Origin of the sequence: Olleya sp. 1-3, assembly GCF_002836085.1 — a bacterium.
In the GTDB taxonomy this organism is placed as follows: Bacteria; Bacteroidota; Bacteroidia; order Flavobacteriales; family Flavobacteriaceae; genus Olleya; species Olleya namhaensis.
Genome location: NZ_PJBW01000011.1, coordinates 68,268 through 95,096 on the forward strand (window position 1 = coordinate 68,268; position 26,829 = coordinate 95,096).

The window sequence follows — 26,829 nt, forward strand, 5'->3', positions numbered from 1 at the left end:
TGCTCCTTTTAAATAAAAAAAGCACGAGTTATAGAAATAATAATAGCATGGTAAAGGTATGTAAAATTTTATTAGCTTAGACTTTTAGATTAAATCTTTAGGTATCTCGCAAACCGGAATTGGGTTCATTTTATGTAAGTTGTTGGTATTGTATCTTTTAAAAATTTTAAATACTTCTTTTTCTCTTCCAGAAAAGTCTGTTTCGGTTTTTCCTTCGTCTTTCATTTTCATTGCCCATTCTAATTCTGGGTAAGATGCACCAATTTGATCTTCGTCACTTCTAGCATCACCAAAAAGCCCATCACTAGGTGCCGCATTGATTATAGAACTTGGTACTTTTAAATAATCGGCAAGGGTATAAACTTCACTTTTAAGTAAATCTGCAATCGGACTTAAATCCACACCGCCATCACCATATTTTGTGTAAAAACCAACACCAAAATCTTCTACTTTGTTCCCTGTTCCTGCCACTAGTAAGCCTAGTAATCCAGCATGGTAATATAGGGTTGTCATACGTAAACGTGCACGTGTATTGGCAAGAGCCATATCTACAATTTCTTGTTTCCCGTCTAAAGACACTTCGGTTTTAAACTCTTCAAAAACAGGTGTTAGGTCAGATATAATACCGCTAACGTTAGGATATCGTTTTTTAAGTTGCTCAATATGCTCTTGGCCTCTAGAGACATGACTAGCTGGTTGATGTATAGGCATTTCTACACATAAAACCTTTAAACCTGTTTCTGCGCAAAGCGTTGAGGTTACTGCGCTATCAATTCCGCCAGAAATCCCAACAACAAAACCATTAACTTTTGCGTTAGTAGCATAATCTTTTAACCATTTTACAATATGTTTAACAACTTTTTCTGTTTGCATAATCAAAGAATTTTAAACAAAGAATAGTACCTTTGCCTAACAAAAATAAAGTAAACCCTTTAGTAATAAAAATTAAGAGCGCTTAAGTTTTATGAGAGTATCCATTTTAATTATATCATTATTTTTCTTAGTGTTTTCTTGTCAAGATAATAACAAGGATGCAGATCAAATCGCAAATATTGATGTAAATCTTAATATTGCGCGTTTTGATGTCGCTTTCGCGGAAGCAAGGCCTGGTGATTTACATCAGTTAAAGACAGAATTTCCATTTATGTTTCCTAGTCAGTTTGATGATGCCTTTTGGGTAGGAAAAATGAGCGATACTTTACAGCTTCAATTAAATGAAGAAACTATAAAACAGTTTCCTGATTTAAAAAAAGAAGAAGAGGAAATTAAACAATTATTTCAATCTTTAAAATATTACTTCCCAACATTTAAAACCCCTCGCGTAATAACAACAACATCGGATGTTGATTACAGAAACAAAGTTATAGTTACAGATACTATTGCTGTTATTGAGTTGGACACCTATTTAGGGAGTGATCATTTTTTTTACGAAGGACTTCAAAATTACATTGTAGCTAATATGCGACCAGAACAGATTGTGGTTGATTTAGCAGATGCTTATGCTAAAAAGTACGTGTCGAATGCAAAAAGAAAAAATCTATTAGACGAAATGGTGTACTCAGGAAAGCTTTTATATATCAAAGACAAGCTTATTCCTTTTAAATCGGATGCAGAGAAAATAGGATACACACAAGCTCAATTAGATTGGGTTACGGCTAACCAAGAGCAAATGTGGCAATACTTTATACAAAAAGAATTGTTATACAGTACGGACTCAAAATTACCTAATCGCTTTATTAATGCAGCACCATTTTCTAAGTTTTACTTAGCAGAAATAGATAACGAATCTCCAGGAAAAGTAGGGCAGTTTGTAGGTTGGCAAATTGTAAAAGCATACATGGAAAATAACGATGTGACATTAGCAGAATTGCTTAATGCACCAGCGCAAACAGTATTTAATAAATCTAAATATAAACCAAGACAGTAATGGCTAAAATTACCTCAGAAATAACTTTAAAAGTAGAGTTAGACGAAAACAGAGTGCCGGAAAAATTAAATTGGACAGCACAAGATGGAGGCATTAAAAATGCTGAAGCTAAAGCAATGATGTTATCCGTTTGGGATAATGTAGCACAAGAATCTTTAAGAATTGATTTATGGACTAAAGATATGCCTGTGGATGAAATGAAAGTGTTTTTTCATCAAACCCTAGTAGCAATGAGTGATACTTTTAATAGAGCAACTCAAGACGAGAAAATGACGGCAACAATGAAAGATTTTTGCGACTATTTTGCCGAAAAATTAGAACTTAAAAAGTAGTAGACTTATTTTTTATAGTTTACAATAAAGCAAAAAAAACGCGAACCATTGGTTCGCGTTTTTTAGTTTATAAATAGTTGTTATACTATTCTCCTAAGAAAGGATATCTGTAATCTACTGGAGTTACAAATGTTTCTTTAATCATTCTTGGAGATACCCAACGTTGTAAGTTTAAGATACTTCCTGCTTTGTCATTTGTTCCAGAACCTCTTGCGCCTCCAAATGGTTGTTGTCCTACAACAGCACCTGTTGGCTTATCGTTAATATAGAAGTTTCCAGCACAGTTTTCTAAAGCTTTAGTTGCTTCGATAACAGCATATCTGTCTTTTGCTAAAATAGCACCAGTTAATGCATAATCACTAGTCTCGTCTACTAATTTTAATGTTTCAGAATAGTTGTCATCTTCAAACACATAAATAGTAATAACAGGACCAAATAACTCATCACACATTGTTGTGTATTTAGGATCTTCTGCAACAATAACAGTAGGCTCTATAAAGTAACCCTTACTTTTGTCGTGTCCACCACCAACAATAATGTCAGCACCTTTGTCTGCTTTTGCTTGATCTATGTATTTAGCTAATTTGTCAAATGATCCTTCATGGATTACAGCAGTTATGAAGTTACCCATATCTTCCGGAGATCCCATTTTAAATGACTTAACATCTGCAATTACTTGCTCTTTTACTTCGTTCCAAATACTTTTTGAAACGTAAGCACGAGAAGCAGCACTACATTTTTGACCTTGAAATTCAAAAGCACCTCTTGTAATAGCTGTTGCTACTTGTTTTGGATTAGCAGTTTTGTGTGCAACGATAAAATCCTTACCACCTGTTTCTCCAACAATTTTTGGATATGTTTTGTAGTTATGGATATTGTTTCCAATTTGTTTCCATAATTCTTTAAATACATAAGTAGAACCTGTAAAGTGTAAACCAGAAAAATCAGGGCTAGCTAATACAGTATCTGTAATCATTACTGGGTCACCAAATACAACATTGATAACACCTGCAGGTACACCAGCTTCTTCAAATACATCCATAATTACTTTTGCAGAGTATATTTGAGAATCACTTGGCTTCCATACAACAACATTCCCCATCATTGCCATACAAGCAGGTAGATTACCAGCAATAGCAGTAAAGTTAAATGGAGATACAGCGTATACAAAACCTTCTAGTGGTCTGTATTCTATTTTATTCCAAGCACCACTTGTACTTTGTGGTTGCTCATGATACATTTCTGTCATAAACTGTACGTTAAAACGTAAAAAGTCTATTAGCTCACATGATGCATCAATTTCTGCTTGATGAATGGTTTTTGATTGTGCAATCATAGTTGCGGCATTAATCTTAGCTCTGTAAGGACCTGCAATTAATTCGGCAGCTTTTAAAAAGATAGCAGCACGATCTTGCCAAGGCACTTGAGACCAGCTTTTTCTTGCTTCTAAAGCAGTAGAAATAGCTTCGTCTACGTGAGATTTCTCAGCTAAATGATATTGACCAACAACATGTTTATGATCATGTGGAGGAGACATTGTTCTAGTGTTTCCAGTTGTTACATCTTTTCCGTTAATATACATTGGCACGTCTAAGTTGCTTTTGTACATTGTTTTGTATGTCTTAGCTATTGCTTCACGATATTGACAGCCTGGAGCATATTCTCTTACTGGTTCGTTAACAGCAATTGGTACATTGAAAAATCCTTTTCCCATGATAAGTGTTGTGTTTTTAGTTTGAAAATTTAAAGCACAAAGTTACGATTTTTTGTTGGGTTATATGTGTTAGCAAAATTGTAAAATATTAGAATTTAATATTTACATTTTTAGTATAACAGAGTAGATTAATAGGAGGAGTGATCCGTGCTATTAATTAAGTGCAAAAGGAGCACTTAATTTAAAACTAGGAATAGCGACATTAAACTTTTTAGTAGTAGTAAAGTTTACCATACTATAATACCCTTTCATCGCTCCAAAAGGAGAGGTTAGTAAGCATCCAGAAGTATAGGTGTGGGATTCTCCAGGTTGTAATACTGGTTTTAGGCCAATAACACCTTCTCCAGAAACTATTTCTTCATCATTTAAGGCATCAGAAATAATCCAGTGTCTAGCGTTTAGTTGCACAGAGTCTTTGCTTTGATTTTCGATAGTAACAACGTAACCAAAAGCGAAGTTGATTTTATAATTTTTATAAAATGTGCCCTCAAAATTAGTTTCTACCGTAATTTTAATCCCGCTTGTAACTTGTTGAACCATAGTGTTAAGCAATTTGCTTATTGTAAAAATAATGAATTATTTGTTACAATGTGATAATTTATAGAGGTAAGGCTGTTTTTAACAATTAATTAGTGATTCCAACAGAGTTAGCTTCGCCTAAGCCAATAATTTTGTCATATCTAGTGCCTAGTGCTCTGTAATAGACTAATACTTTGTAGTTGTTTTCGGTTTGCCAAAAACTGCCACCAATAGTATGTTCTTGTAGTGTTCCGTCTTGGTCCACTATTACATATTTGTAATTATAATACCCTTGTTTTAATTGTAAAGCGGTTGCGTAAATATCTTCCCCTTCATAATATTCTAAGGCTGTTTGAGGTTCTATAGCATAATTATTAAAATTACCATAGACGTGTATGGTTTGGCCTTCTTCTAGTTTTGGGTATTGTAAAGCAAAGTGTACCCAAGCATAATCTGCTTCCGTTTCTGGTTGATCAGAATTTAAAGCATTTATAAAAAAGTTTCCGTTAAGGTCGGGGTTATAAGTGTATTCTAGGTTAGCACGAGAGGTGTTGGTGTACAGATAGGTTTGATATAAATCTTCTAATCTTATGTATTGTACACCAGTATTTGCAGCTCTAATTTCTTTGTTTTCAAAGCTTAAAAACTCATTGCCGCCCAAAAAACTTGAGGCTTCATTATATCTGTAGCTTAATTCATTACCAAGTATGTATTGCGGTTTTAAGTCTGTAATAGCAGATTTTAGGTTGTTATTCTGAATTATTACCGTTTTTACGGTTTCTTTTGGGTTGACAAATTGTAGTTGTGCCGAGCTTATTGAAATGTCTACCGATTGTTTTTCGGCAATGGTAGAAACATCTCTAGAGCGCTTAATTTCTATACCTACATTGGCTTGAGATTGATAAACCATGAATTTTCTAGTAAAAATAACATCGTCATAATCGTCATAAATAGTAAGCAGGTAGTTACCTGTAATTTTTATGCTTTTAGTAAATTGATTGGGAATAGATAATTTGTAGTGAGAAAACGTTTGTAGCGTATTAAATGAGTTGTCGTAGTCTCTGATGCGTTGCTCATCAAAGCCATCAATGTACTCTGATTCTACTAAAATAGAGGGTGTCCAATCAAAATTATAGTGTTCTATTTTATAATAATAATCTTCCTCGTCTCCGTTTAACGCATCAAATTCTAATAGTAATGTCTCTCCTAATTGTATTATTGGTAGTTGACTTTCTGAAGTACCTCCGTTAAAATAAATAGTTTTGATATAGTCGGGAGGTGTGATTTCTTCAACTTGAGAAAACCCCGTTGTAAAAATTAGAAACGCAATGACAAAGTGTTTAATATTTATAGGCATTTATAGGCTATTTTGAATAACAAAGATAAACAAAATCTATGCCTAAGTTATTTTTGTTATTTAGAATAATTATAAATAAAGCAACTACAGTCTTCTACTCAAAGAAATTTTGTTATTAATTTGTATTTTTGCACGGATTTTTAAGCCTATAAAAATCACAATCAGTATAACTATTAACCAATAGATTTATAATATGTCAAACGACATTAAGATTAAAAAAGGTCTGGATATTAAATTAGTCGGAGCAGCCGAAAAGGCTACCGAAAATGCTATTGTTAGCAATTTCTATTCAATACGACCGGAAGATTTTCATCAAGTTACACCAAAATTAGCAGCTAAAGAAGGCGCAAAAGTAAAAGCGGGCGAGCCTGTTTTTTACGACAAGTCAAATGAAGCTGTAAAATTTGTGTCTCCTGTTTCAGGAGAGATTATTGAGATAGCTCGTGGTGAAAAAAGAAAAATACTTTCAGTAAAAATCAAAGCAGACAAGGAACAATCGTTTCATGACTATGGTAAGTTAGATTTAAATTCAGCGAAAGCGGAAGATATTAAATCACGTTTATTAGAGTCAGGATGTTGGGCATTTGTAAAACAACGTCCGTATGATGTTATTGCAAATCCAGCAAACCAGCCTAAAGCGATATTTATATCAGCTTACGCTAGTGCGCCTTTAGTAGCAGATTTAGATTATGTGTTACAAGGTAAAGAAGCCGAGTTACAAGCTGCAGTTACTGCTTTAAGTAAATTAACAGACGGTAAAGTACATGTTAGTATTGCAAAAAATGGTAATTCGCCATTAGCAGGACTTTCAAATATTACTTTACACAAAGTTTCTGGACCGCATCCATCAGGAAATGTAGGAACACAGATTAACAAAATTGATCCAATAAATAAAGGTGAGGTAGTTTGGACTATAAACGCTCAAGACCTTGTTATTATTGGAGAATTGTTGTTAACTGGTAAGTTTAATGCAGAGCGTACAGTTGCTTTAGTTGGGTCTTCAGTTAAAAAGCCTCGTTATTTTAAAACTAAATTAGGAAGCGAAATAGCAACCATGATTTATGATAACGGTGTAGACAAAGATGGTAATGACCGTGTGATTTCTGGTAATGTATTATCAGGAAAACAAGTTAAGCCAGATGGTTATTTAGATTATTATAGTAACACAATTACTGTAATTCCTGAAGGAGATGATTATGAGTTTTTTGGATGGAATAAACCAGTTTTTAATAAAGTATCAACTTCAAGAGCACTAACTTTTTCTTGGTTAACACCAAACAAAAAGTTTGACTTAAATACCAATACTAATGGAGAGCACCGTGCTTTTGTTATTACAGGTAATTATGAAGAAGTATTTCCTTTAGATATCTTTCCAATGCAGATTTTAAAATCTTGTATGTATAAGGATTTAGACGAAATGGAAGCTTTAGGTATGTATGAAGTTGCACCAGAAGATTTTGCTTTGACAGAATTTGTTTGTGTTTCTAAACAACCACACCAGAAGATAATTAGAGAAGGATTAGACTTAATGCTTAAAGAGATAGGATAATGGGCTTAAAAAGTAATTTACATAATTTAAAAGAAAAGTATAAAGGAACCAAGATGGCTCCTGCGTTTAACGCGATTCATACTTTTTTATACTTGCCAAATGAAACCACTCATGGTGGAACGCACATTAAGGCAGCAGATGATTTAAAACGTACCATGAACATCGTAATTATGGCTTTAGTGCCATGTTTGATTTTTGGTATTTTTAATGCAGGTTACCAACATTATGCAGCTATTGACGCTGCAGCAGGTTTAACAAGAGAAGCATCTTTATTTGCAAACTTCTTGACTTGGGATAACTTTGTTGTTGGGGCATGGACAGTATTACCATTGGTAATTGTATCCTATGGAGTTGGTCTTATTGTAGAATTTATTTTTGCAGTAATTAAAGGTCACGAAGTAGAAGAAGGTTATTTAGTTACCGGGATGTTAGTGCCATTAATTGTACCAGTTGATATTCCTTTATGGATGTTATCTGTTGCAGTAATTTTTGGTGTTGTGATTGGTAAAGAAGTATTTGGTGGTACAGGAATGAATATTCTAAACCCAGCATTAACGATACGTGCTTTCTTATTCTTTGCATATCCAACTTGGATGTCAGGAGATAAAGTTTGGGTACACGAAGCAGTAGAGCGTGCAGGAACAGCAGATGCTATTTCTGGAGAAACATTGCTTGGTGCGTATGCTCAAAACAGTAGTTTAGCCGGTATTGATTACATGGATATGTTTTTTGGTTTTATTCCAGGATCAGTTGGAGAAACTTCTAAATTGTTAATTATTCTTGGGGCATTGTTTTTAATCTTTTCAAAGGTAGGAAGCTGGAGAATTATAGTGTCTACTTTAATTGGAGCGCTTACAATGGGATTAATATTTAATGGTGTTGTATCAGCAGAATGGATTGGAGAATCTAGTAAGTTTTATGGATTAATGAATGTGCCTTTCTGGCAACATTTAATAATTGGTAGTATCTTATTTGGAGCCGTATACATGGCAACAGATCCAGTAACTGCATCTCAAACAAATAAAGGTAAATGGATTTATGGATTTTTAATCGGTTTTATTTCAATAATGATCCGTGTATTTAACCCAGCATATCCAGAAGGTGTATTTTTAGCTATTCTATTAATGAATGTCTTTGCACCAACTATTGACCATTACGTAATACAAGGAAACGTAAAACGCAGAATGAAACGTTTAAAAGTTAAAACAGCATAATCATGGCAATGAACACAGATAAGAATTCATATACCGTAATATTTGCAATTGTAATGGTACTAGTTGTAGGGTCTTTATTGGCTTTTACAGCAGCAACATTAAAACCAAATATTGCTGAAAACAGAAGAATGGAAAAGCAACAGAACATTCTGTATGCTATGGGAGTTAATGGTAATGAAGGTGATGGAGATATCACTTTTGTATCTACTGATAAAGTTGCTGGAGATTTCTCAAAATACATCACTAAACAATTAGTAATTGAAGACGGTGTAGTTAAAGAAGATAAAGAAGCATACTTAATTGATGTTAAAAAAGAACAAGCAAAAGCTAAAAATGGAGGAACAAGGCGTTTGCCTTTATTTGTTGGTGTAAAAGATGGTAAAACATTTTATATCGCGCCAATAAGAGGTAAAGGACTTTGGGATGCTATTTGGGGTTATGTTGCTTTAGACGAAAACATGGTTGTTCAAGGAACGTTCTTTGATCACGCAGGTGAAACACCAGGTTTAGGAGCTAACATTAAACAACGTTACTTTATGGATGATTTTTATGGTGAAAAACTACTAACAGACGCAGGAGCCTTTAAAGGTATTACTGTTGCTAAAGGTAATAATGATCCTAAAAATTTAATTAAAGACGATTACGAAGTTGATGCATTAGCAGGAGCAACTATTACAGGAGATGGTGTATCTGCAATGATTAAAAAAGATTTAAAGTTATACCAACCGTATTTCGAGAACTTAAAAAAACTAGCTAGCAATTAATTATGGGACTACTTTCAAAAAAAGACGCAAAGTTAATAACAGATCCTTTAGCAGATAATAACCCGATTACTATTCAGGTATTAGGTATTTGTTCTGCTTTAGCTATTACCGCAGAGTTAAAAGCGTCGTTGGTAATGGGTATTGCTGTAATGTTTGTATTAGGAATTGGTAACGTGGTAATCTCTTTAATGAGAAACATCATACCTTCTAAAATTAGAATTATTGTTCAACTTATTGTAGTTGCTGCTTTAGTAATTATAGTAGATCAAGTACTAAAAGCTTTTGCTTATGAGTTAAGTAAAACATTGTCCGTATTTGTTGGATTAATTATTACTAACTGTATTATTATGGGACGTTTTGAAGCTTTTGCTTTAGCAAACAAACCATGGAGATCATTCCTTGATGGAATAGGTAATGCTTTAGGGTATGCACTTATCCTTTTAATCGTTGGATTTTTTAGAGAACTTTTAGGTTCTGGTACACTTTTCGGAATTCCAGTATTAGGAGATCCAATCGAGAAAACAGGAGTGTATTCTTTAGGATACGAAAACAACGGATTTATGTTAATGCCTCCAATGGCATTAATAATTGTTGGACTTATCATTTGGGTACAACGTAGTAGAAACAAAGCATTAATCGAAGACTAAAAATATTATGGAACATTTAGAATTATTTTTCAAGTCGATTTTTATAGACAACATGGTATTTGCAGTATTCTTAGGAATGTGCTCTTACCTTGCAGTATCTAAAAAAGTAGCAACAGCTGTTGGTTTAGGAGCAGCAGTAATATTTGTATTAGCTATTACAGTACCATTAAACTGGTTATTGGATCAATACATTTTACAACCAGGAGCATTATCTTGGTTAGGTGCAGAATATGTAGATTATGATTTAAGTTTCTTATCATTTATCATGTTTATTGCTACCATTGCAACAATGGTACAATTAGTAGAGATAGTGGTAGAGAAGTTTTCACCATCACTATATAACTCTTTAGGTATTTTCTTACCACTTATTGCAGTAAACTGTGCCATTTTAGGAGGGTCATTATTTATGCAATCTAGAGAAATTGAAACATTAGGTTTAGCATTTAATTATGGTGTCTCTTCAGGTATTGGTTGGTTTTTAGCAATTCTTGCTATTGCAGCAATTAGAGAAAAAATTAGATACAGTAATGTACCAGCACCTTTAAGAGGATTAGGAATCACATTTATCATTACAGGGTTAATGGGAATTGGATTTTTAAGTTTTGGAGGGATGTTAACTGGAGGAGACGAAGAAGCACCTAAAAAAGAAACGACAACTGAAGTAAAAACGTTGTCTGTGGATAAAAAAGAATTAGCTAACAATACTAAAATAGTAGAGTAATATGATTTTAGCAGCAGGAACAGGAGGAACAGTAATAGTAACTGTAGTAGCGTTTTTACTTATTACGCTAGTATTAGTAAGTTTACTACTTTTTGTAAAACAAAAATTATCACCATCAGGACCAGTAAAAATCTTGATTAATGGTGAGAGAGAAATTGAAGTATCTTCAGGAGGATCATTATTATCTACATTAGGTAGTAATAAAATATTTTTACCATCTGCTTGTGGTGGAGGTGGAACTTGTATTCAATGCGAGTGTCACGTTTTATCTGGTGGTGGAGAAGCATTACCAACTGAAACGCCTCACTTTTCAAGAAAAGAATTAGCACATGGTGCGCGTCTGTCTTGTCAAGTAAAGGTGAAACAAGATATGGAGATTACTATTCCGGAAGAAGTTTTCGGAATTAAAAAATGGGAAGCAACAGTAGTGTCTAATTACAACGTAGCAACCTTTATTAAAGAGTTTGTAGTGGAGATCCCTGAGGATATGAACTATAAAGCTGGAGGGTATATTCAAATTGAAATTCCTAATTGCGAAATTAAATATTCAGAAATGGATATTAGTGCGCATCCTGAAGATCACCCAGAAGAGCCTGATAAGTTTGAAGCAGATTGGGATAAGTTTGGGTTAAGACCTTTAGTAATGAAGAATGCCGAGTTAGTTGAAAGAGCTTACTCTATGGCTTCTTATCCTGCCGAAGGTAGAAGAATTATGCTTAATGTACGTGTTGCAACACCTCCTTTTGATCGTGCTAAAGGTGGATGGATGGATGTAAATCCAGGAGTAGCATCGTCTTATATCTTTAATCAAAAAGTTGGAGACAAAGTAACAATTTCTGGACCTTACGGTGAATTCTTTATAAATGACTCTGAAGCAGAAATGCTTTATGTAGGTGGTGGAGCTGGTATGGCACCAATGCGTTCTCATTTATATGAATTATTTAGAACTATTAAAACAGGAAGAAAAGTAACATATTGGTACGGTGGACGTTCTAAAGCAGAATTATTCTACATCCATTACTTTAGAGCATTAGAAAAAGATTTCCCGAACTTCAAATTCTTTATTGCATTATCAGATCCAACAGAAGCTGATAATTGGACATTGAAATCGGATATCCATGACGAGTCTGGAGATGGATTTACAGGATTTATTCACCAAGTAGTTATTGATCAGTATTTATCTAAACATGAAGCTCCTGAAGATATCGAATTATACTTCTGTGGACCGCCATTAATGAACCAAGCGGTTCAAAAAATGGGAGAAGATTTTGGTATTGATGATGAAAACATCAGATTTGATGACTTTGGAGGATAGAAATTGATTTCTTAAAGTTATTATAAATATATCTTAATATGTAAAAGCCTAATACGAAAGTATTAGGCTTTTTCGTTGTAATTAGATATGAGAAAAGTTGCCCTTATTGTTTTAATTATTACAACATTAATCTTATTGGTTTATAAACTTAGTCCGCAACCAATTAATCAATTGGTTAGTACCATTTCTAAAAGTATTTCGACGGTTAATAAAGATAGTTTAACCATCGCGTCGCGTGTTAATGCTCCAAAAGGATTTAGACGCGCAACCTATGCTAAAGGAAGTTTTCAGGATTATATAAGGCATTATAAATTAAAACCGTTTGGTAGTAAGATTATAAATTACGATGCTTCTGAGTATTATTGGCAGAAAGGACATATTGGTATACTAGAAGTGCCTGTACCTAAAAATGGTTTACAGCAGTGCGCAGATGCTTTAATTAGAATAAGAAGCGAATACCTTTGGGACAATAATAGGAAGGACGAAATAGGCTTTAATTTCACGTCAGGACACTATTGTTCTTGGAGTAAATACGCCAAGGGTTTTAGACCTAAAATAAATGGTAATAAAGTGACGTTTCATAAAACTGCTACATCAGATTATAGTAAATCTAATTTCTACAAATATTTAAACCTAATTTATACCTATTCTGGTACATTGTCTTTGTATCAAGAATTGAAGACTATAACTAATGTTGAAGCGCTACAAATAGGTGATATGCTTATTTTAGGTGGTAGTCCTGGTCATATTGTTATGTTGGCGGATCAAGTAACTAATAATAAGGGCGAAAACTTATTTTTACTAATTCAAGGTAATACACCAGCTCAAAGTGTTCATTTAGTTAAAAATTTGGAGGATAATGCCTTATCGCCTTGGTATGATTTAAAACTTAATGCTGTAATCCCGGTGTCCAATTTCACCTTCTATAACTCTAAATTTGCAAGATTTAAGTAATTTGTTATCCGGCTTTTTTTCCGCGAAAGCGAAATAAACTTTATTTTTGCAGTATGAGTAAAGCACTTTCTAAACAAGAATTACATAATCTGGCAATGAATCACGTAGGTAAAGACCTAGAGAAACGTGGTTTTGAATTTATTGCTATTAATAGTCAGTTAAAAAAGCAGCCACAATTTGTGGTCATGGATAAAAACAAGCAGTACTTTTTTGTTATTGTCCGTGCTGTTTTGCTACCCGCTAATGCCAATAATTATGATATTGTTTGGATGGAATCTTTTAAAAAGCATGCAACAGAGCATAATTCTAAAATCTTATATGCCGGCGTTGGTTTAGGAAATCCAAATGGCGATGATTTGCCTATTTACTTAAATGAGGAATATCTTATTGAGTATAACGGAATTCAATTAATTGAAACTAATTTGAATTAATATCTCCTTTATTAAACTAACTATTTTCCCTATTTAGGGTAGTAATCTTCCTTCTTATGAAAAAGTATATACTTGTATTTTTAATTTTTAGTGTTTGTTTATCTTGTCAAAAACAACCTCAATTATTAAAAGTGTCAGGACCTGTTTTTGGTACCAGTTATAGTGTGCAATATTACGATGTTGATGGGGTAAGTTATACACAACAATTTGATAGTTTATTTACGGTTATTAATACTTCAATGTCTAATTATCAGTCGAATTCTGATATTTCAAAATTGAATAGAAATGAGGTAATTGAAGTCGATAACCATTTTAAAACTGTTTTTAAAGGTGCCAAGCAAATTTATAGAGAGACAGAAGGTGTTTTTGATCCTACTATAGGACAATTAGTAAACGGATGGAATTTTGGGTCTGAAACAAGTAAAACCGCCTTAGATAGCATAAAAGTGGATAGTTTAATGCGTTTTGTTGGACTTAACAGGGTAGGTTTAGTAAATAATACTATTAAAAAGCCAGAGGCTTCTTTTATAGATTTTAATGCCATTGCTAAGGGGTATGGGGTAGATGTTATCGCAGATTTTTTAGAGTCTAAAAAAATCAATAATTATCTTGTTGATATTGGGGGAGAGTTAAGAGCCAAAGGTGTTAACCTTAATAAAAACAAAGGATGGACTGTAGGTATTGAAAACCCTAATTTTGATGGTTCTCAAAGTTATAATAAAACACTAGTGCTAGAAGATAAGGCTATGGCGACTTCTGGTACATATCGTAAATTTAAAATAGATAAATTTGGTAATAAATATGCACATATTATCAACACCAAAACTGGTTATCCGTCTAAGACAAATATTTTAAGTGTATCCGTTATTGCTGATAATTGTATGATGGCAGATGGATATGCAACTGCTTTCCAAGCCATGGGAATTAAAAAAGTGGACAATTTTATGGCAAAGCATCCAGAGTTACAAGCTTATCTTATTTTCGAGAATGATAAAAATCAACTGGAAACCTTGGTCTTTAATGGTTTTAAAACTAATTAAATTTAAAACGCATTAACCAATACTAGTAACCAACCTGTTACTAATAATAAACCTCCAAGTGGCGTTATTGGTCCTAGAAATTTTAATTTTTTGCCCTTAGCGTCGGATAAAACTAGTCCATATATACTAAACGAGAAGAGTAGTATACCAATAACAAAACACCAGTAAATAGCAGCACTCATAGGTCCTTGTCCATAACCTAAAGCTATTAAAACTATAGCGTGATACATTTGGTATTTGACACCTACTTCAAAGCTATGTAATTGATCTGTAGATAAAATCTTTTTTAAAGCATGTGCTCCAAAAGCACCAAAAATAACAGATAACATCCCAAAAAGGGCTCCTGTTGCAATTAATATTTGTGAGGTCATTAAATAGGGGATTAACTTATGTTATTTGTAAACTACAGGTATAATTTCTCCTGGAGCTAAGCAGTATTTTTTTATCGCTTCCGCGGAAAGTTTAGCCGTATAATCAACTTCATTAACCATAAAACCAATGTCTCTTAGTTTATTAAAGTAGTCGTATCCATACACACGTACATGATCGTATTGGCCAAATATTTTGGCGCGTTCCTTTTTATCTGTAATTGTATTGTCTTCAAAAGTAGTTTGTCTACGTATATCCTGCGGAATTTGAAATACGCCATAACCTCCTGGTTTCATGACACGAAATAATTCTTGCATGGCTTTAGTGTCATCAGGAATATGCTCTAATACGTGATTACATAAAATAATATCATAACTATTATCCTCAAATGGAAGATTACAGATGTCTGCTTTGACGTCTGCAATTGGTGATAATAAATCTGTAGTTGTGTAGTCTATATTTTCTAAAGCTCTAAAACGTTTTAAAAAACATTGTTCTGGCGCAAAATGAAGCACCTTTTTTTTGTTTTCCGATGGCGTAAAAAAGCTAGTTTCGTTTTGTAAATACAACCACAATAATCTGTGACGCTCCAAACTTAAAGTAGAAGGCGATAATACATTATCACGTTGTGTCCCATAACCATAAGATAAAAAGCTCTTAAAACTTTTACCATCTATAGGGTCGGTATATGTATTTCCTTTTAAAAAGAATGCTAAAATAGGTCGCGCAACGTAGCTTAACCTTATTAATAAAGGTCTTGGAATGCTATTTAATATTAATTTGAATATTTTTTTCAAAAGTTTTAAGCTTCAATAGCTAAGTTTACTGTTATTAATTTATAAATACCATCCCATAATGCTATGCGATACTGTAATGCTTGTTTAGAGACTTCTAAAACCTCACTCCATTTAATAGTATCATTACCACAAAGTTCTTCTATCATTTTTAAAGATAATGGACCATGCTCATCACCATCTAACTCGATATGGCGATTTAGATAATAGGTTAGTTTGCTAAAGGTATTTTGATCTGCTTTAGATTGATTTATAATCTGAAAAAACATATCAGGAATAACATCTTCACGACCAAAAGTAAATGCAGCAGCTATTTTATGCACTTGATTTGTTTCAATTATTTTGAATGTAAATAATACAAACTCTAAAGTTTCAGGATTTAACTCGATTTTATTTAAAGCCTCGTTAATTGAAAAACCTTGTTGTAAATAAGATATTAAATGGTGTATTTGAACTGTATTAGCTTCTATTTGTTGCATAGCTTCTAGATACATTTCAAAGTGGCTTTTTGCTTCGCCTAACTCATTGATATCACTTTCTTCACCTAAAACTATTTCATTTATAAATCTAGCAGTGGATGGATTTACAACAGGAACCCATGGTAATGTTGTCGTTGTTAATTTATTTTGAAGCGCTTTTAGTAGCGACATAAAATCCCAAACAGCAAAAACATGCTGTTCCATAAATAGCTTTACATCTTCAATGTTTGTTAAAACAGAATATAACTTGTGTTTATTTAATGCTTGTCTTAATGGCTGAAGTTGATCTTCTAAATGGCTAATGGACATCTTTATAATTTATAATACTAATGCCTTTTGTCTAAACTCATCTTCTTCATTGCTAACAATACCTAATGCATCATAGATATATGCAAAGGTTGATAATAACTCAGGTTTACCATCTACAATAGCAACGTCATGCTCAAAATGTGCACTTGGTTTACCATCTAAAGTCGTAATTGTCCAGCCATCTCTGTGTTGTTTGATGCGTTGCGTTCCAAGGTTAATCATAGGCTCAATAGCCACAACCATACCTTCGATAAACTTTTTACCACGACCACGTTTACCATAGTTTGGCATTTCTGGATCTTCGTGCATTTTAGTACCTAAACCATGACCTACTAATTCGCGTACAACGCCATAGCCATGATCTTCGCAATATTTTTGTATCGCATAACCAACATCTCCAACGCGATTACCAACTTTAAGTTCTTTAATACCCATGTATAAAGATTCTTTAGTGACTTGAAGTAATTTTTCTGTTTCTGGATCAATCTCACCTACAGCAAAAGTGTAAGCATGATCACCATAATAACCATTTAAAATAGAACCACAGTCAATTGATATAATGTCTCCGTTTTCTAAAGGAGTATTATTTGGTATTCCATGCACAACTTGAGAATTTGGGCTCATACATAAGGTGTTAGGAAAGTCATACAACCCTAAAAATCCTGGTACAGCACCTAAATCTCTAATATGTTCTTCGGCAATTTTATCTAATTGTAAAGTGGTAACACCTGGTTTTACAGCTTTTGCAACTTCACCTAATGTTTTAGAAACAACTAATGCTGCTTCGCGCATTAATTCTATTTCTTCTTTTGTTTTTACTATAATCATGGTTAAAAAAATATGTGCAAATATACTTAAAATAAACTGCTTTTTAAATTTTGAAGACATGACATTTAGCAGGTTTTAAAGTATTTCTTAGTATTATTTTTGTTCTCTAAAAATTAAAATTATGTTTTCACCAGTTACTGCAGATGAAGCTGTAAAAGTTATAAAATCTAATGATCGTGTTTATATTCAGGCAGCAGCAGCAGCGCCTCAATCTTTAATTCAAGCCATGACTAAAAGACATGAAGAGTTACGTCATGTTGAAGTTTGTCATTTACATACAGAAGGAGAAGCACCTTATGCTAATCCGGAATTAAAGGATAGTTTTCATGTTAATTCCTTTTTTATAGGTAAAAATGTAAGACATACTTTAAGAGCAGGGAATGGCTCTTATACGCCTGTTTTTTTAAGTGAATTACCAGTGTTATTTAAACGTAATATTATTGACATTGATGTTGCTTTTATACATGTGTCCGTACCCGATAAACATGGGTATTGCTCATTAGGTGTTTCTGTTGAAGCTACTTTAGCAGCAATTGACAATGCAACAACGGTAATTGCTCAGGTTAATATTTTTATGCCAAGAACCCATGGTGCGGGTATTATCCATGTGTCCGAGATTAATACGTTTGTAGAAAGTCATCAGCCTTTACCGGGTCATGATATGGTAGCTCCTACAGCTATTGAAAATACTATTGGTGATTATGTTGCTAATTTAATTGAAGATAGAAGTACACTACAAATGGGGATTGGATCTATACCAAATGCTGTGCTAACTAGATTAGTAAATCATAAAGATTTAGGGTTACATACCGAAATGTTTTCTGATGGCGTTATTGATTTAATTTTAAAAAATGTAATAAACGGAAACTATAAAGCAATTAATAGAGGGCGCGCGTTATCTACTTTTTTAGTGGGGTCGCAACGTTTATATGATTATGTAGATGATAATCCTTTTGTTGAAATGAGAGCATCAAATTATACAAACGATGTATCTATTATTAAACAGAACCCTAAAATGGTTGCTATTAATAGTGCCATAGAAGTTGATGTTACAGGTCAAGTTTGTGCCGATAGTATTGGTGCGCATATGTACTCTGGAGTAGGAGGACAAATGGATTTTATTAGAGGGGCTTCTTTAAGCGAAGGCGGTAAAGCAATTATTGCATTACCATCTGTAACTAGAAAAGGAATTAGCAGAATTGTGCCAACATTAAAACCCGGAGCTGGCGTGGTTACAACACGATCACACGTGCATTATGTAGTAACAGAATATGGTGTGGCTAATTTATTTGGGAAAACAATTAAAGAGCGTGTAAAAGCATTAGTTAATATTGCGCATCCAGATCATAGAGAACTAGTGGATAGGCAGTACTTTGATTTGATAAAATATTAGTAATTAAAACTTAAACCAGCTTTTTTTCTTTGGTTTTGGTAGTTGGGGAGTGTCATTAGTTAACATCTGATAGATAGCTCCCCAACCTAAAATACCACCAATATTACGGTCGTCTATAAATAGGTCTGCGTGGATTTTTCTGCTAACATCGTTTTTAAAGTCTTCTTCAGGAAAACTTTGGTTTACAGCATAGAAGGTAATTCCATTATCTTGACAGTAAGTTACAGCTTCGTCTAATTTTTTTCCATGTCTATAGGTCCATAAAATTAAGCGATGACCGTCAGCTTGCAGGCGTTTTAAGGTTTCGAAAGCAAAAAGACGTTCTTGTCCAATGCCTGGATACCCGTCTTCTACGATGGTACCGTCAAAATCTACTGCAATTATAAGTCCTTTAGAAAGCTTCATTTTATATAAAAATTGAATTCAAAAATACAATAATTATTGATAAACTAAAGGGCTGTTTTATAGGTGTACATTAAATATAATAGAAATTATAGTGATTACGGAGGGAGTTCTCGATACACTTTTTTCGTGCCTCAAAAAGCACTCGAACGGACGGTCGTATAAAACATTGTTGTGTTATAAATAGGGTTGTTATTTGTTCTTGTTTTATTTTAATTGGTGAATGAATTTTATTTCACTTTAAAAGAAATAAAAAGCAAGAGGCATTAAGCTAGTTGAAAGATTTATAATTGTTTGTTTGAGTATCTTATTTATGAAACAAAAAAAACGTCCTATTGATTACAATAGAACGTTTTTTGATATTTAATTAGTGTTACACTAAGCTATGACAAGTCATTGCTTTAGGTTGTTCTACTCCCATTAATTTTAATATTGTTGGAGCCATATCACCTAAAACACCATCTTTAATTGTTTTTAATTCTTTATCAATTAAAATAAGTGGAACTGGATTAGTTGTATGTGCTGTATTTGGAGATCCATCAGGGTTAATCATTGTTTCGCAATTACCATGGTCAGCAATTAATAGTGTTGTATAACCATGTGCTAAAGCAGTAGTCACGACTTGTTCTACACATTTATCAACAACTTCGCAAGCTTGTATTGCTGCAGGCATTGATCCTGTATGGCCTACCATATCACCGTTCGCAAAATTTAAACAAACAAAATCCGTAGTTTCTTTTTCTAATTCTGGGACTAAAGCATCCGTTAATTCAAACGCAGACATTTCCGGTTTTAAGTCATAAGTTGCAACTTTAGGCGAATTTTTTAAGATGCGACTTTCACCTTTAAAAGGTGTTTCTTGTCCACCTGAAAAGAAAAATGTTACGTGAGGATATTTTTCAGTTTCGGCAATTCGTATTTGTGTTTTATTGTTTTTTTCTAAAACCTCACCTAAGGTTTCTGTAATATTATCTTTATCAAACACGACATGAATTCCTGTAAAAGCATCACCATAATTTGTCATTGTCACGTAGTACAAATTCAATTTATGCATATTTTGTTCGTGATGATCATTTTGATATAAAGCATCTGTTAATTCGCGTCCACGATCTGTCCTGAAGTTAAAAAAGATAACAACGTCGTCTTCTTTAATGGTTGTTAACGGAAGCCCTTCAGCATTCGATTTTATGATTGGCTTTATAAATTCGTCTGTAATATCAGCATCATAATGGTTTTGCACACTTTGTGGTAAATTATTAGATAATTCGCCTGTACCATTAACTAAAGCATCGTATGCTAATTTAATACGTTCCCAACGATTATCACGGTCCATTGCATAGTAACGTCCGGTTAAACTAGCTAATTTTGTGTTTTTATTTTTAGTGAAAGTTTCTATATCTTGAACAAAACCTTTTCCAGATTTTGGATCGACATCACGACCATCTGTAAAGGCATGGATATAAGCGTTTTCTATACCAGAAGCTTCAGTAGCATCAATTAATCCTTTCAGGTGATTAATGTGAGAATGAACGCCACCATCACTTAATAATCCTAAAAAATGAATATTTTTATTATTCGCTTTAGCATAGCTAAAAGCATCTTGTAATACGTGTTCTTTTGCAAGTGTATTATTATCAATAGCTAGGTTGATTTTAGCCAAATCTTGATAGACAATTCGTCCCGCACCAAGATTCATGTGTCCTACTTCACTATTACCCATTTGACCTTCTGGTAAGCCAACGTGTAAGCCATCTGTGCGAAGCTGTGCATTTGGATAATTGTGGTATAAACTATCTATAAAAGGTGTGTTAGCATTATCTATGGCAGAGACTTTTGGGTCAGGGGATTTTCCCCAACCATCTAAAATCATTAATATTACTTTTTTGTTCATTTTATTAGATTTTGTTTACACAAATATAAAAACAAAAGTCCTGCAATTGCAGGACTTTTAGGTTTGTTTACGATAACGATTTAGTTAATACTGTACTTTTTAATAGACTCTCTGATATGTTCAATACGGTTATCTGGGTCTGGATGCGTACTCTGCATTTCTGGTTGTCTGTTTGGTCCAGCCGCACGTTTTAAGATTTCCATAACTTTAATCATTTCTTCAGGATTGTATCCAGCACGAAGCATAAATCTGACTCCTAAATCATCACTTTCTAACTCGTCATCACGACCATTAGTCAATAATTTTGTCATTCCGTACTGTTGTATAAAACCACCAGCATCTGCACCTACAGATCCCGCTGTAGATAGTCCTTGCCATAGCTCAGAGTTAGCTATACGCTCAGCACTATGCTTTCCTAATACATGTCCTATTTCGTGTCCTAAAACACCTGCTAATTGATCCTCGTTTTCTAACTGAGAGTATAAGGCGTATGTTATAAAAATTTGACCTCCTGGCAATGCAAAAGCATTTATGGCATTTGGGTCTGCTAATAAATGAAACTCATATCTATATGGCGTCTCTTTAGCAATACTATTATTTACAAGTTTGTTACCTACGTTGTCTACTAGTGCTTGGTAATTCTCATTTGGATATAAACCGCCATGTTGCGCTGCCATTTGATCACGACTTTGTAAACCCATTTGGATTTCTTGATCGGTAGTCATTGATATGGCTTGTTTTTTTCCTGTATATGGGTTTATTTCTTGCTGACTGCAGTATTTAAAGCCAAAAAAAGCAGCTATACATAAACCTATTAATAATCGTCCTTTTAAATTTCCTCTCATTTTAATTAAAGTTGTTAATATTCCAATTTACAAAAGTTCTGGGTTAATATCTAAAATATTTTGGTTGATGTACTGATTTATAAATGATTCTGAAAAAGAAGCACTTCCAGACAAGGCTTCTTTTTTTAATATTTCAGAAATGTTTAATGTTCTGTAAGTGTTTAAATAATCTGACGAAAGTGCTTTATAGCTAAAGTGCCAAGGTTCATATTTAAAACCTTTACGGTTAGCATTATCCGTGTATACTAGATAAAAACCATATGTTGCTGCGTTTGTATCCATCCATTCTTTAAGCTTACAATATGGGCCATTAGCGTGGAAATTTTTAGGTAACAAGACGTTTTTAGGTTGCTTTACGTTTGTTTGATAGATGTCAATATCTGTCCCCCAATGGTGACGAGAAGTCCCTGGGATTGTAGAGTATTCTATTATTTTTTTAATATTAGCAAGATCGGATAATCCTTTTGCTTTATTGCTCTTAAACTTACGTTCCCATATGCGTTGTTGATGTGCAAAGCTTCTATAGCTTGATACCGCGCCAATACTTATACCGTCTTTTAAAGCAGCTGTTTGCATATTTATAAAAGCAGTATGTGCTTCTGCTCTTAATTTGTAATCTTTACCAAATAGTTGCGGGCTACCTTGACCTATTAATTCTTGATCCGAAATAGGGGGTAGGTTAAATGCGTATTGTGCTAGTGTAGCAATTACAAAGCAGGTGGTAAGGACATATTTTATGATGTTATTTTTTTTCATTTTAATGATTTATGCATCGTATAGTGAGGGCCAACATCGGGGATGTCAAATTGGTTGCCAATAGTTTCAAAACCGTTGTTTTTGTAAAAGTTTAGAGCAACTAACCTTGCATTAAACCATAGGCGATCTATATTTTTTGTTTTTAGAAAGTCGACACCATGCGTTAAAAGTTGTTTTCCAAAGTGTAACCCTTGGTGTTGTTCTAAAATACCCATAGCACGCAGTCTGTATTGATTGGCATCACTAAATAAAGGCGATTGGTCAGTAACTAATGTACAAACACCTACTAATTGATTTTTGTAATATAATCCAAAATGAAAGGTGGTATCTAAATCATCTTGAGGAAGTACACAAGCATTAATAGGTTTGCCTTGACGTAAAACAGCATGTCTAACAGGAATAGTGTCAATGCCTAGTATTGGTTTGATGACAATATCTTTATTTTGCATGTGGTTTAAATTATTGTGCATAGTGTTAAAACTATATTTATTATAAAAATGATGTTTCAAAATTAACTAATTTTGAACAAAATAATTGCAATGTCTTTCAGCTTTAAATTAATTGAAAAGGATAATATTAATTGTATCATTCCTTTGATTCAGAAATTAACTAATAATAAAAACTCAGACGCTATTTTAATAGAACGTTTTGCCGAAATGGTTGCTCAAAATTATGAGTGCGCAGGTGTTTACGATGGCGATGTGTTAATTGGTATTTCTGGTATGTGGTTTCAGACGAGACATTATGCTGGTAAAAGTATGGAAATTGACCATATTTACATTGAAGCAGAGTACCAAGGAAAAGGTTTGGGAAAACAGTTTTTTAAATGGCTGTATGCTTACGCAGAAAGTAAGGGCTGTAATACCTCAGAATTAAATACCTATGTTCAAAACTATCCTTCGCATAAGTTTTATTACAACGAAGGATTTGAAATTTATGGGTATCATTTTTATAAAACCTTATAAGATTTAATACGTAATGTATATCCAACCAGAATATGCTTTGTCTTCTTCTGTCAACTTTAATACGTAAAAATAAGTTCCTACAGGAAGTTTTTCACCTTGGGTACCAACAACTGTTTTGTTTGATACACCGCCAAACGTGTTATCATAATTTTCGGCATCGTATACAATTCTTCCCCAACGGTTATAAATTTCTAAAGTATTATTAAATAGCTCTACACCTTCAATAACAAAAACATCATTTAGTCCATCGTTATTTGGGCTAATTCCATTATAAATAGTTAAACCACTGCTTCCTATTAAAGCTCCAAAAGTTATTATTTCGTAATCTGCAGGAATAAATTCAATTGAGCTGATTGTACCTGTACTTAAGTCTCCTGTTATTGACGAGTTTCCAAGATCTAACCATTTGTTTTCGGTTTTACTCCAACCAACAACTCTTAAATTCATTAAATCATCAACTAAATTGTCAATCTGACTATCTGGGTCCCAAGTTAAGGTTACATAAGTTTGATCGACTCCGTCAAAATCCCAAAATTCTTCTGTGTTTACTTGATTAATTATACCTTCAGAAATAGAAGTGTCAAATGTATTTGTAAAAGTAGAAGGGAAGTTAGGGTCTTCATTAAAATAGGCAGCACTAAATCTTACAACACTAGGTTGGGCTGGTGTGATTAGCGGTCTAAATTTATCGTCTTGACCAATAGGGAAAACAAATGATTGATCGCTGGTTGCGGATGCATAACCGTCTACGTTTCTAAGGTCGTCTTCAAGAGTGTAGATAGCACTGTTAAGATAGTCTAAAGAGATTGAAGGTGTTAGTCTAGGAGTAACAACATCACCGATCAAATAATCGACACCGTTAGTTATTTCAGTATTAATCTCTAAAAACAGGTGGTTATCTACTGCAATTTCCATGTCAAAAAATTTAGGTATTTCTGTTCCAAAAATAGTTATTGAACCTATGTCGTTATAAAACCCGGCTAAACCTAGATTTTGGTTAAACATTCCATCATTTTGTAAATCAAGATGAAATCCCATAGCACCTTGATCATGTATTTGGACATTACCAAAATTATGAAAAGCATCTTGTGCAAAACTAACTTGGAATACCAGAAAGGATAGTATATATATTAATTTATTCATACATTATTTATAAGCAGTGTATAATACAACTACGTTATCAGCTTTAGTGCTTACATTAATTGTAAATCCAGTTGTATCAAAGGACGAAAGACTTGCTAAAGTTCTTCCTAAAGCGTCACCATTTTGATTTCCATATCTTAATCCAATACAATTTGAGCTAGAGGCATATCTAGAAATGTCATTAATAGAATTACCACTACCACCAACATAGATAACCTGTTGAGTTGTTGTCCCTGAATCATTACGAGCAAACCCATTCATAGTTCCATAAGAGTTTGCTAACCCCGTATTGTTGTTACCTACACCATTATCAGAATCTAAGTTTAAAGTTTCTACATTAGCGTGTGCTACAAATGTGATAGAAGATGGCTCAAATGGTAAACCTGTTATAGCTTGGTTACCAGTTGCGGTAATAATAAAGGAACCAGTGTAAACTGTAGGTCCTAGATAGGCTCCTCCATTTGCACCAACCTCTATTTGGTTGTTAGTTTCTGCAGCAATGACTTGTGCTGTATTAGCAATTCCAGATTCATTAGTGTAAGTTATTTCACCGGTTGCACTAGTAGCGTTTTGAACAAGTGACGTATTACTTTCTGTTATGTTTGTAGTTGTCGTACCGCTAGTATGTGTTGCAATGGTGTTTCCTGATGTAACTACTGGTGATACTGTAGAGGTCAATGATGCTAAGTTTGTTGTAATTGTGCCTCCAGCATCTGTAGTTTCTAGATTTGTTCCATTTAGAACGACAGTTGTATTTAATTCATTAGTGGTATCTCCATCTAAATCATTAGCGTTGTTAATGGTTGTCCATCCTGCAGTTGTATACATGTACACATTTTGATCTGTAGGATTAAATAATAAACTTCCAATTATTGGTCCAGTAACATTACTTAGTTCAGAAGTAGGTACGTTATTTAATCCTAGCATTTCAGCACCGGTTGGTGTTTGAGCGCGTGCTGTTTGGATAAGAAAACAACAAGTGACTATAAAAATTATTTTAAATGATTTCATGTTTATTGTTTTTTAGTTACTGTAAAATGTTACACATCCACAAGAGCTTCCTGTTCCTGCTGGTACAGGTAAACCTCCAGTGATGTTAGGGACACTCGCCCAAGCTGCAACAGAATTAGTATAAGAAAATAAGTAGTCATACGTACCGTCTCCATTGTCATTTATTGTTAAAGTGTGATCTCCTAAGTTTAAATTTGGGATGCTTGAATATGGTACATTGTCTAATAATATTTGATATCCATTAGTAAAGGTCGTACCTGAATTATTTCTTATCTGAAGGTCAAAAGGAGCGTTGCTATTACCATCTTGAAAATTATCAGATACAAGACTAGTAGTTAATGTTCCTGTCGGGGTTGCAGTATTTGTCGATCCAGTATCTCCTGAGCCTCCGTCATTTGCAACAATTACATCTGTTATAACTTCTTTTGTTGCTGAGGTATTAAAATACCAGACTTCATCTACCAATATATCTGCAGTTGTTCCGTTGTCTCCAGTAGCAATCATTACTTGAAAACCATTTGCAGTTTGTGTACCTGTTACTACAGAGGCTAATCTAGAGTCACGATTAACATCATCTTCCTGTACCCCTAGAGCGATATCATAATTAGCTCCATTTGGATGTGGTGTAGTAAAAGCAACGGTATATCTTCCTGTTGCAGTTCTGGTCACACTACTGTTAATATTAAATGAATTTGTACCATTAGCTTGTGTATGTGCAGCAGCGAAAACAATACCAATTGTTTCTTTTACTAGCGTGATAGTAGGTGATTCACCGTCGACACCATCCGCTCCGTCAGTACCATTTGCTCCATTTAGGCCAGGTGGTCCAGCTGGGCCTGTTTCACCATCTGCTCCGGCAGGACCTTGTGGTCCTATAATTCCAACAGTAGTGGCTACATTGTTTTCGTTGGTGTACGTTACAGTTCCGTCTGTGTTTTCTACAAATGTTGTAACTGTCTCTAAAATATCAGTAGAGGTGCCTGATGTACTTTCATGAGTTGCAATAGCGTTACCAGCTGTTACCACTTGTGTTAATGAAGAACCTACAGGAAGTGCTACATTATTTACAACACCTAATTCATCTGTATAATCTAGAGAATTTCCATCTGTACCGATTGCTAATGTTGTTAATACATTTGCGGGTAAAGCGATAGCAGTAG

At 33.8% G+C, this 26,829-nt stretch carries 29 protein-coding genes; 13 read left to right on the forward strand and 16 right to left on the reverse strand.

What is annotated here, in order from left to right; genetic code table 11:
* Positions 1–84: 84 nt before the first annotated feature.
* Positions 85–873, reverse strand: a complete 789-nt coding sequence (nadE, locus tag CXF54_RS11795; RefSeq protein ID WP_101203689.1) for an NAD(+) synthase — start codon at positions 871–873, stop codon at positions 85–87.
* A 91-nt stretch (positions 874–964) separates the two neighbouring features.
* Here nadE and gldB point away from each other — a divergent pair, with 91 nt between their 5' ends.
* Complete coding sequence (gene gldB, locus CXF54_RS11800) at positions 965–1,927, forward strand: gliding motility lipoprotein GldB (protein WP_101203690.1); 963 nt, start codon at positions 965–967, stop codon at positions 1,925–1,927.
* Positions 1,927–2,259, forward strand: coding sequence for a gliding motility protein GldC (gene gldC, locus CXF54_RS11805; protein ID WP_090841916.1), 333 nt, complete (start codon positions 1,927–1,929; stop codon positions 2,257–2,259). The genes gldB and gldC overlap by 1 nt, the downstream gene beginning before the upstream one ends.
* Before the next feature lie 85 nt (positions 2,260–2,344).
* Here gldC and pruA read toward each other — a convergent pair whose 3' ends face one another.
* The 3 genes from pruA to CXF54_RS11820 form a co-directional block, all read right to left on the reverse strand.
* Positions 2,345–3,973 (reverse strand): L-glutamate gamma-semialdehyde dehydrogenase, encoded by a 1,629-nt coding sequence (pruA, locus tag CXF54_RS11810; RefSeq protein WP_101203691.1) that lies wholly within the window; start codon positions 3,971–3,973, stop codon positions 2,345–2,347.
* 153 nt (positions 3,974–4,126) lie between these two features.
* The gene (apaG, locus tag CXF54_RS11815; protein ID WP_090841920.1) at positions 4,127–4,513 is read right to left on the reverse strand and encodes a Co2+/Mg2+ efflux protein ApaG; all 387 of its coding nucleotides are present in this window, start codon (positions 4,511–4,513) and stop codon (positions 4,127–4,129) included.
* An 85-nt stretch (positions 4,514–4,598) separates the two neighbouring features.
* Complete coding sequence (locus CXF54_RS11820) at positions 4,599–5,849, reverse strand: type IX secretion system plug protein domain-containing protein (protein WP_101203692.1); 1,251 nt, start codon at positions 5,847–5,849, stop codon at positions 4,599–4,601.
* A 193-nt stretch (positions 5,850–6,042) separates the two neighbouring features.
* Here CXF54_RS11820 and CXF54_RS11825 point away from each other — a divergent pair, with 193 nt between their 5' ends.
* The 9 genes from CXF54_RS11825 (at position 6,043) to CXF54_RS11865 (ending at position 14,484) form a co-directional block, all read left to right on the forward strand.
* The gene (locus CXF54_RS11825; protein WP_101203693.1) at positions 6,043–7,398 is read left to right on the forward strand and encodes a Na(+)-translocating NADH-quinone reductase subunit A; all 1,356 of its coding nucleotides are present in this window, start codon (positions 6,043–6,045) and stop codon (positions 7,396–7,398) included.
* Positions 7,398–8,612, forward strand: a complete 1,215-nt coding sequence (locus CXF54_RS11830; RefSeq protein ID WP_090841926.1) for an NADH:ubiquinone reductase (Na(+)-transporting) subunit B — start codon at positions 7,398–7,400, stop codon at positions 8,610–8,612. Before CXF54_RS11825 ends, CXF54_RS11830 begins: the two co-directional genes overlap by 1 nt.
* Positions 8,613–8,614: 2 nt before the next feature.
* Entirely contained in the window at positions 8,615–9,376 is a 762-nt protein-coding gene (locus CXF54_RS11835) for a Na(+)-translocating NADH-quinone reductase subunit C (RefSeq protein WP_101203694.1), read from the forward strand.
* 2 nt (positions 9,377–9,378) lie between these two features.
* The gene (locus CXF54_RS11840; RefSeq protein ID WP_090841930.1) at positions 9,379–10,023 is read left to right on the forward strand and encodes an NADH:ubiquinone reductase (Na(+)-transporting) subunit D; all 645 of its coding nucleotides are present in this window, start codon (positions 9,379–9,381) and stop codon (positions 10,021–10,023) included.
* A 7-nt stretch (positions 10,024–10,030) separates the two neighbouring features.
* Positions 10,031–10,744: an NADH:ubiquinone reductase (Na(+)-transporting) subunit E gene (nqrE, locus tag CXF54_RS11845; RefSeq protein ID WP_177183547.1), complete on the forward strand. Its 714-nt coding sequence runs from the start codon at positions 10,031–10,033 to the stop codon at positions 10,742–10,744.
* A 1-nt stretch (position 10,745) separates the two neighbouring features.
* Complete coding sequence (gene nqrF, locus CXF54_RS11850) at positions 10,746–12,059, forward strand: NADH:ubiquinone reductase (Na(+)-transporting) subunit F (protein WP_101203695.1); 1,314 nt, start codon at positions 10,746–10,748, stop codon at positions 12,057–12,059.
* Positions 12,060–12,146: 87 nt separating this feature from the next.
* Positions 12,147–13,013, forward strand: a complete 867-nt coding sequence (locus CXF54_RS11855) for a DUF4846 domain-containing protein (protein WP_101203696.1) — start codon at positions 12,147–12,149, stop codon at positions 13,011–13,013.
* 53 nt (positions 13,014–13,066) lie between these two features.
* Positions 13,067–13,444 (forward strand): Na(+)-translocating NADH-quinone reductase subunit F, encoded by a 378-nt coding sequence (locus CXF54_RS11860; protein WP_090841938.1) that lies wholly within the window; start codon positions 13,067–13,069, stop codon positions 13,442–13,444.
* Positions 13,445–13,500: 56 nt separating this feature from the next.
* Positions 13,501–14,484: an FAD:protein FMN transferase gene (locus tag CXF54_RS11865; protein WP_101203697.1), complete on the forward strand. Its 984-nt coding sequence runs from the start codon at positions 13,501–13,503 to the stop codon at positions 14,482–14,484.
* Between the two features lie 2 nt (positions 14,485–14,486).
* On the opposite strand, the gene CXF54_RS11870 is transcribed toward CXF54_RS11865, so the two are convergent.
* Genes CXF54_RS11870 through map form a run of 4 tightly spaced genes read right to left on the reverse strand, consistent with a single transcriptional unit; the run spans position 14,487 to position 17,263 of the window.
* The gene (locus CXF54_RS11870; RefSeq protein WP_101203698.1) at positions 14,487–14,855 is read right to left on the reverse strand and encodes a DUF423 domain-containing protein; all 369 of its coding nucleotides are present in this window, start codon (positions 14,853–14,855) and stop codon (positions 14,487–14,489) included.
* 21 nt (positions 14,856–14,876) lie between these two features.
* A complete protein-coding gene (locus CXF54_RS11875) occupies positions 14,877–15,650 on the reverse strand; it encodes a class I SAM-dependent methyltransferase (protein ID WP_090841945.1) in 774 nt (257 codons plus the stop codon).
* Between the two features lie 5 nt (positions 15,651–15,655).
* Positions 15,656–16,435 (reverse strand): DUF3050 domain-containing protein, encoded by a 780-nt coding sequence (locus CXF54_RS11880; RefSeq protein WP_101203699.1) that lies wholly within the window; start codon positions 16,433–16,435, stop codon positions 15,656–15,658.
* A gap of 9 nt (positions 16,436–16,444) precedes the next feature.
* Positions 16,445–17,263, reverse strand: a complete 819-nt coding sequence (gene map, locus CXF54_RS11885; protein ID WP_090841978.1) for a type I methionyl aminopeptidase — start codon at positions 17,261–17,263, stop codon at positions 16,445–16,447.
* Positions 17,264–17,384: 121 nt separating this feature from the next.
* On the opposite strand from map, the gene CXF54_RS11890 reads away from it, so the two are divergent.
* Positions 17,385–18,656, forward strand: a complete 1,272-nt coding sequence (locus CXF54_RS11890; protein ID WP_101203700.1) for an acetyl-CoA hydrolase/transferase family protein — start codon at positions 17,385–17,387, stop codon at positions 18,654–18,656.
* A 3-nt stretch (positions 18,657–18,659) separates the two neighbouring features.
* Here the strand turns inward: CXF54_RS11890 and CXF54_RS11895 are convergent, their stop codons facing one another.
* The 5 genes from CXF54_RS11895 to CXF54_RS11915 form a co-directional block, all read right to left on the reverse strand.
* Positions 18,660–19,061: a BT0820 family HAD-type phosphatase gene (locus tag CXF54_RS11895; protein ID WP_101203701.1), complete on the reverse strand. Its 402-nt coding sequence runs from the start codon at positions 19,059–19,061 to the stop codon at positions 18,660–18,662.
* 370 nt (positions 19,062–19,431) lie between these two features.
* Positions 19,432–20,949 carry a 2,3-bisphosphoglycerate-independent phosphoglycerate mutase gene (gene gpmI, locus CXF54_RS11900; RefSeq protein ID WP_101203702.1) on the reverse strand — a complete coding sequence of 506 codons (1,518 nt, stop codon included), beginning with the start codon at positions 20,947–20,949 and terminating at the stop codon, positions 19,432–19,434.
* An 80-nt stretch (positions 20,950–21,029) separates the two neighbouring features.
* On the reverse strand, positions 21,030–21,794 hold the full coding sequence (locus CXF54_RS11905) for a M48 family metalloprotease (protein ID WP_101203703.1): 765 nt from the start codon (positions 21,792–21,794) through the stop codon (positions 21,030–21,032).
* Positions 21,795–21,821: 27 nt separating this feature from the next.
* Entirely contained in the window at positions 21,822–22,550 is a 729-nt protein-coding gene (locus tag CXF54_RS11910) for a M15 family metallopeptidase (protein WP_101203704.1), read from the reverse strand.
* Entirely contained in the window at positions 22,547–22,999 is a 453-nt protein-coding gene (locus CXF54_RS11915; protein WP_157823441.1) for a GNAT family N-acetyltransferase, read from the reverse strand. Before CXF54_RS11915 ends, CXF54_RS11910 begins: the two co-directional genes overlap by 4 nt.
* Before the next feature lie 72 nt (positions 23,000–23,071).
* On the opposite strand from CXF54_RS11915, the gene CXF54_RS11920 reads away from it, so the two are divergent.
* Positions 23,072–23,515: a GNAT family N-acetyltransferase gene (locus tag CXF54_RS11920; protein WP_317044444.1), complete on the forward strand. Its 444-nt coding sequence runs from the start codon at positions 23,072–23,074 to the stop codon at positions 23,513–23,515.
* Positions 23,516–23,518: 3 nt separating this feature from the next.
* Here CXF54_RS11920 and CXF54_RS11925 read toward each other — a convergent pair whose 3' ends face one another.
* The 3 genes from CXF54_RS11925 to CXF54_RS11935 all read right to left on the reverse strand — a co-directional run.
* Positions 23,519–24,658: a gliding motility-associated C-terminal domain-containing protein gene (locus tag CXF54_RS11925; protein ID WP_101203707.1), complete on the reverse strand. Its 1,140-nt coding sequence runs from the start codon at positions 24,656–24,658 to the stop codon at positions 23,519–23,521.
* 3 nt (positions 24,659–24,661) lie between these two features.
* Entirely contained in the window at positions 24,662–25,669 is a 1,008-nt protein-coding gene (locus CXF54_RS11930; protein ID WP_101203708.1) for a hypothetical protein, read from the reverse strand.
* 12 nt (positions 25,670–25,681) lie between these two features.
* The coding region (locus CXF54_RS11935) for a collagen-like protein (RefSeq protein WP_198551064.1) at positions 25,682–26,829 on the reverse strand (1,148 nt) is incomplete at its 5' end.

Coding starts and splice junctions, on each gene's coding strand:
- nadE (WP_101203689.1), bottom strand. CDS start 873: ATGCAAACAGAAAAAGTTGTTAAACATATTGTAAAATGGTTAAAAGAT.
- CXF54_RS11915 (WP_157823441.1), bottom strand. CDS start 22,999: ATGCAAAATAAAGATATTGTCATCAAACCAATACTAGGCATTGACACT.
- CXF54_RS11860 (WP_090841938.1), top strand. CDS start 13,067: ATGAGTAAAGCACTTTCTAAACAAGAATTACATAATCTGGCAATGAAT.
- CXF54_RS11930 (WP_101203708.1), bottom strand. CDS start 25,669: ATGAAATCATTTAAAATAATTTTTATAGTCACTTGTTGTTTTCTTATC.
- CXF54_RS11865 (WP_101203697.1), top strand. CDS start 13,501: ATGAAAAAGTATATACTTGTATTTTTAATTTTTAGTGTTTGTTTATCT.
- nqrF (WP_101203695.1), top strand. CDS start 10,746: ATGATTTTAGCAGCAGGAACAGGAGGAACAGTAATAGTAACTGTAGTA.
- CXF54_RS11910 (WP_101203704.1), bottom strand. CDS start 22,550: ATGAAAAAAAATAACATCATAAAATATGTCCTTACCACCTGCTTTGTA.
- CXF54_RS11895 (WP_101203701.1), bottom strand. CDS start 19,061: ATGAAGCTTTCTAAAGGACTTATAATTGCAGTAGATTTTGACGGTACC.
- CXF54_RS11890 (WP_101203700.1), top strand. CDS start 17,385: ATGTTTTCACCAGTTACTGCAGATGAAGCTGTAAAAGTTATAAAATCT.
- CXF54_RS11905 (WP_101203703.1), bottom strand. CDS start 21,794: ATGAGAGGAAATTTAAAAGGACGATTATTAATAGGTTTATGTATAGCT.
- CXF54_RS11825 (WP_101203693.1), top strand. CDS start 6,043: ATGTCAAACGACATTAAGATTAAAAAAGGTCTGGATATTAAATTAGTC.
- CXF54_RS11925 (WP_101203707.1), bottom strand. CDS start 24,658: ATGAATAAATTAATATATATACTATCCTTTCTGGTATTCCAAGTTAGT.
- apaG (WP_090841920.1), bottom strand. CDS start 4,513: ATGGTTCAACAAGTTACAAGCGGGATTAAAATTACGGTAGAAACTAAT.
- pruA (WP_101203691.1), bottom strand. CDS start 3,973: ATGGGAAAAGGATTTTTCAATGTACCAATTGCTGTTAACGAACCAGTA.
- CXF54_RS11870 (WP_101203698.1), bottom strand. CDS start 14,855: ATGACCTCACAAATATTAATTGCAACAGGAGCCCTTTTTGGGATGTTA.
- CXF54_RS11820 (WP_101203692.1), bottom strand. CDS start 5,849: ATGCCTATAAATATTAAACACTTTGTCATTGCGTTTCTAATTTTTACA.
- CXF54_RS11830 (WP_090841926.1), top strand. CDS start 7,398: ATGGGCTTAAAAAGTAATTTACATAATTTAAAAGAAAAGTATAAAGGA.
- CXF54_RS11835 (WP_101203694.1), top strand. CDS start 8,615: ATGGCAATGAACACAGATAAGAATTCATATACCGTAATATTTGCAATT.
- nqrE (WP_177183547.1), top strand. CDS start 10,031: ATGGAACATTTAGAATTATTTTTCAAGTCGATTTTTATAGACAACATG.
- CXF54_RS11855 (WP_101203696.1), top strand. CDS start 12,147: ATGAGAAAAGTTGCCCTTATTGTTTTAATTATTACAACATTAATCTTA.
- gldC (WP_090841916.1), top strand. CDS start 1,927: ATGGCTAAAATTACCTCAGAAATAACTTTAAAAGTAGAGTTAGACGAA.
- CXF54_RS11880 (WP_101203699.1), bottom strand. CDS start 16,435: ATGTCCATTAGCCATTTAGAAGATCAACTTCAGCCATTAAGACAAGCA.
- CXF54_RS11840 (WP_090841930.1), top strand. CDS start 9,379: ATGGGACTACTTTCAAAAAAAGACGCAAAGTTAATAACAGATCCTTTA.
- map (WP_090841978.1), bottom strand. CDS start 17,263: ATGATTATAGTAAAAACAAAAGAAGAAATAGAATTAATGCGCGAAGCA.
- gpmI (WP_101203702.1), bottom strand. CDS start 20,949: ATGAACAAAAAAGTAATATTAATGATTTTAGATGGTTGGGGAAAATCC.
- gldB (WP_101203690.1), top strand. CDS start 965: ATGAGAGTATCCATTTTAATTATATCATTATTTTTCTTAGTGTTTTCT.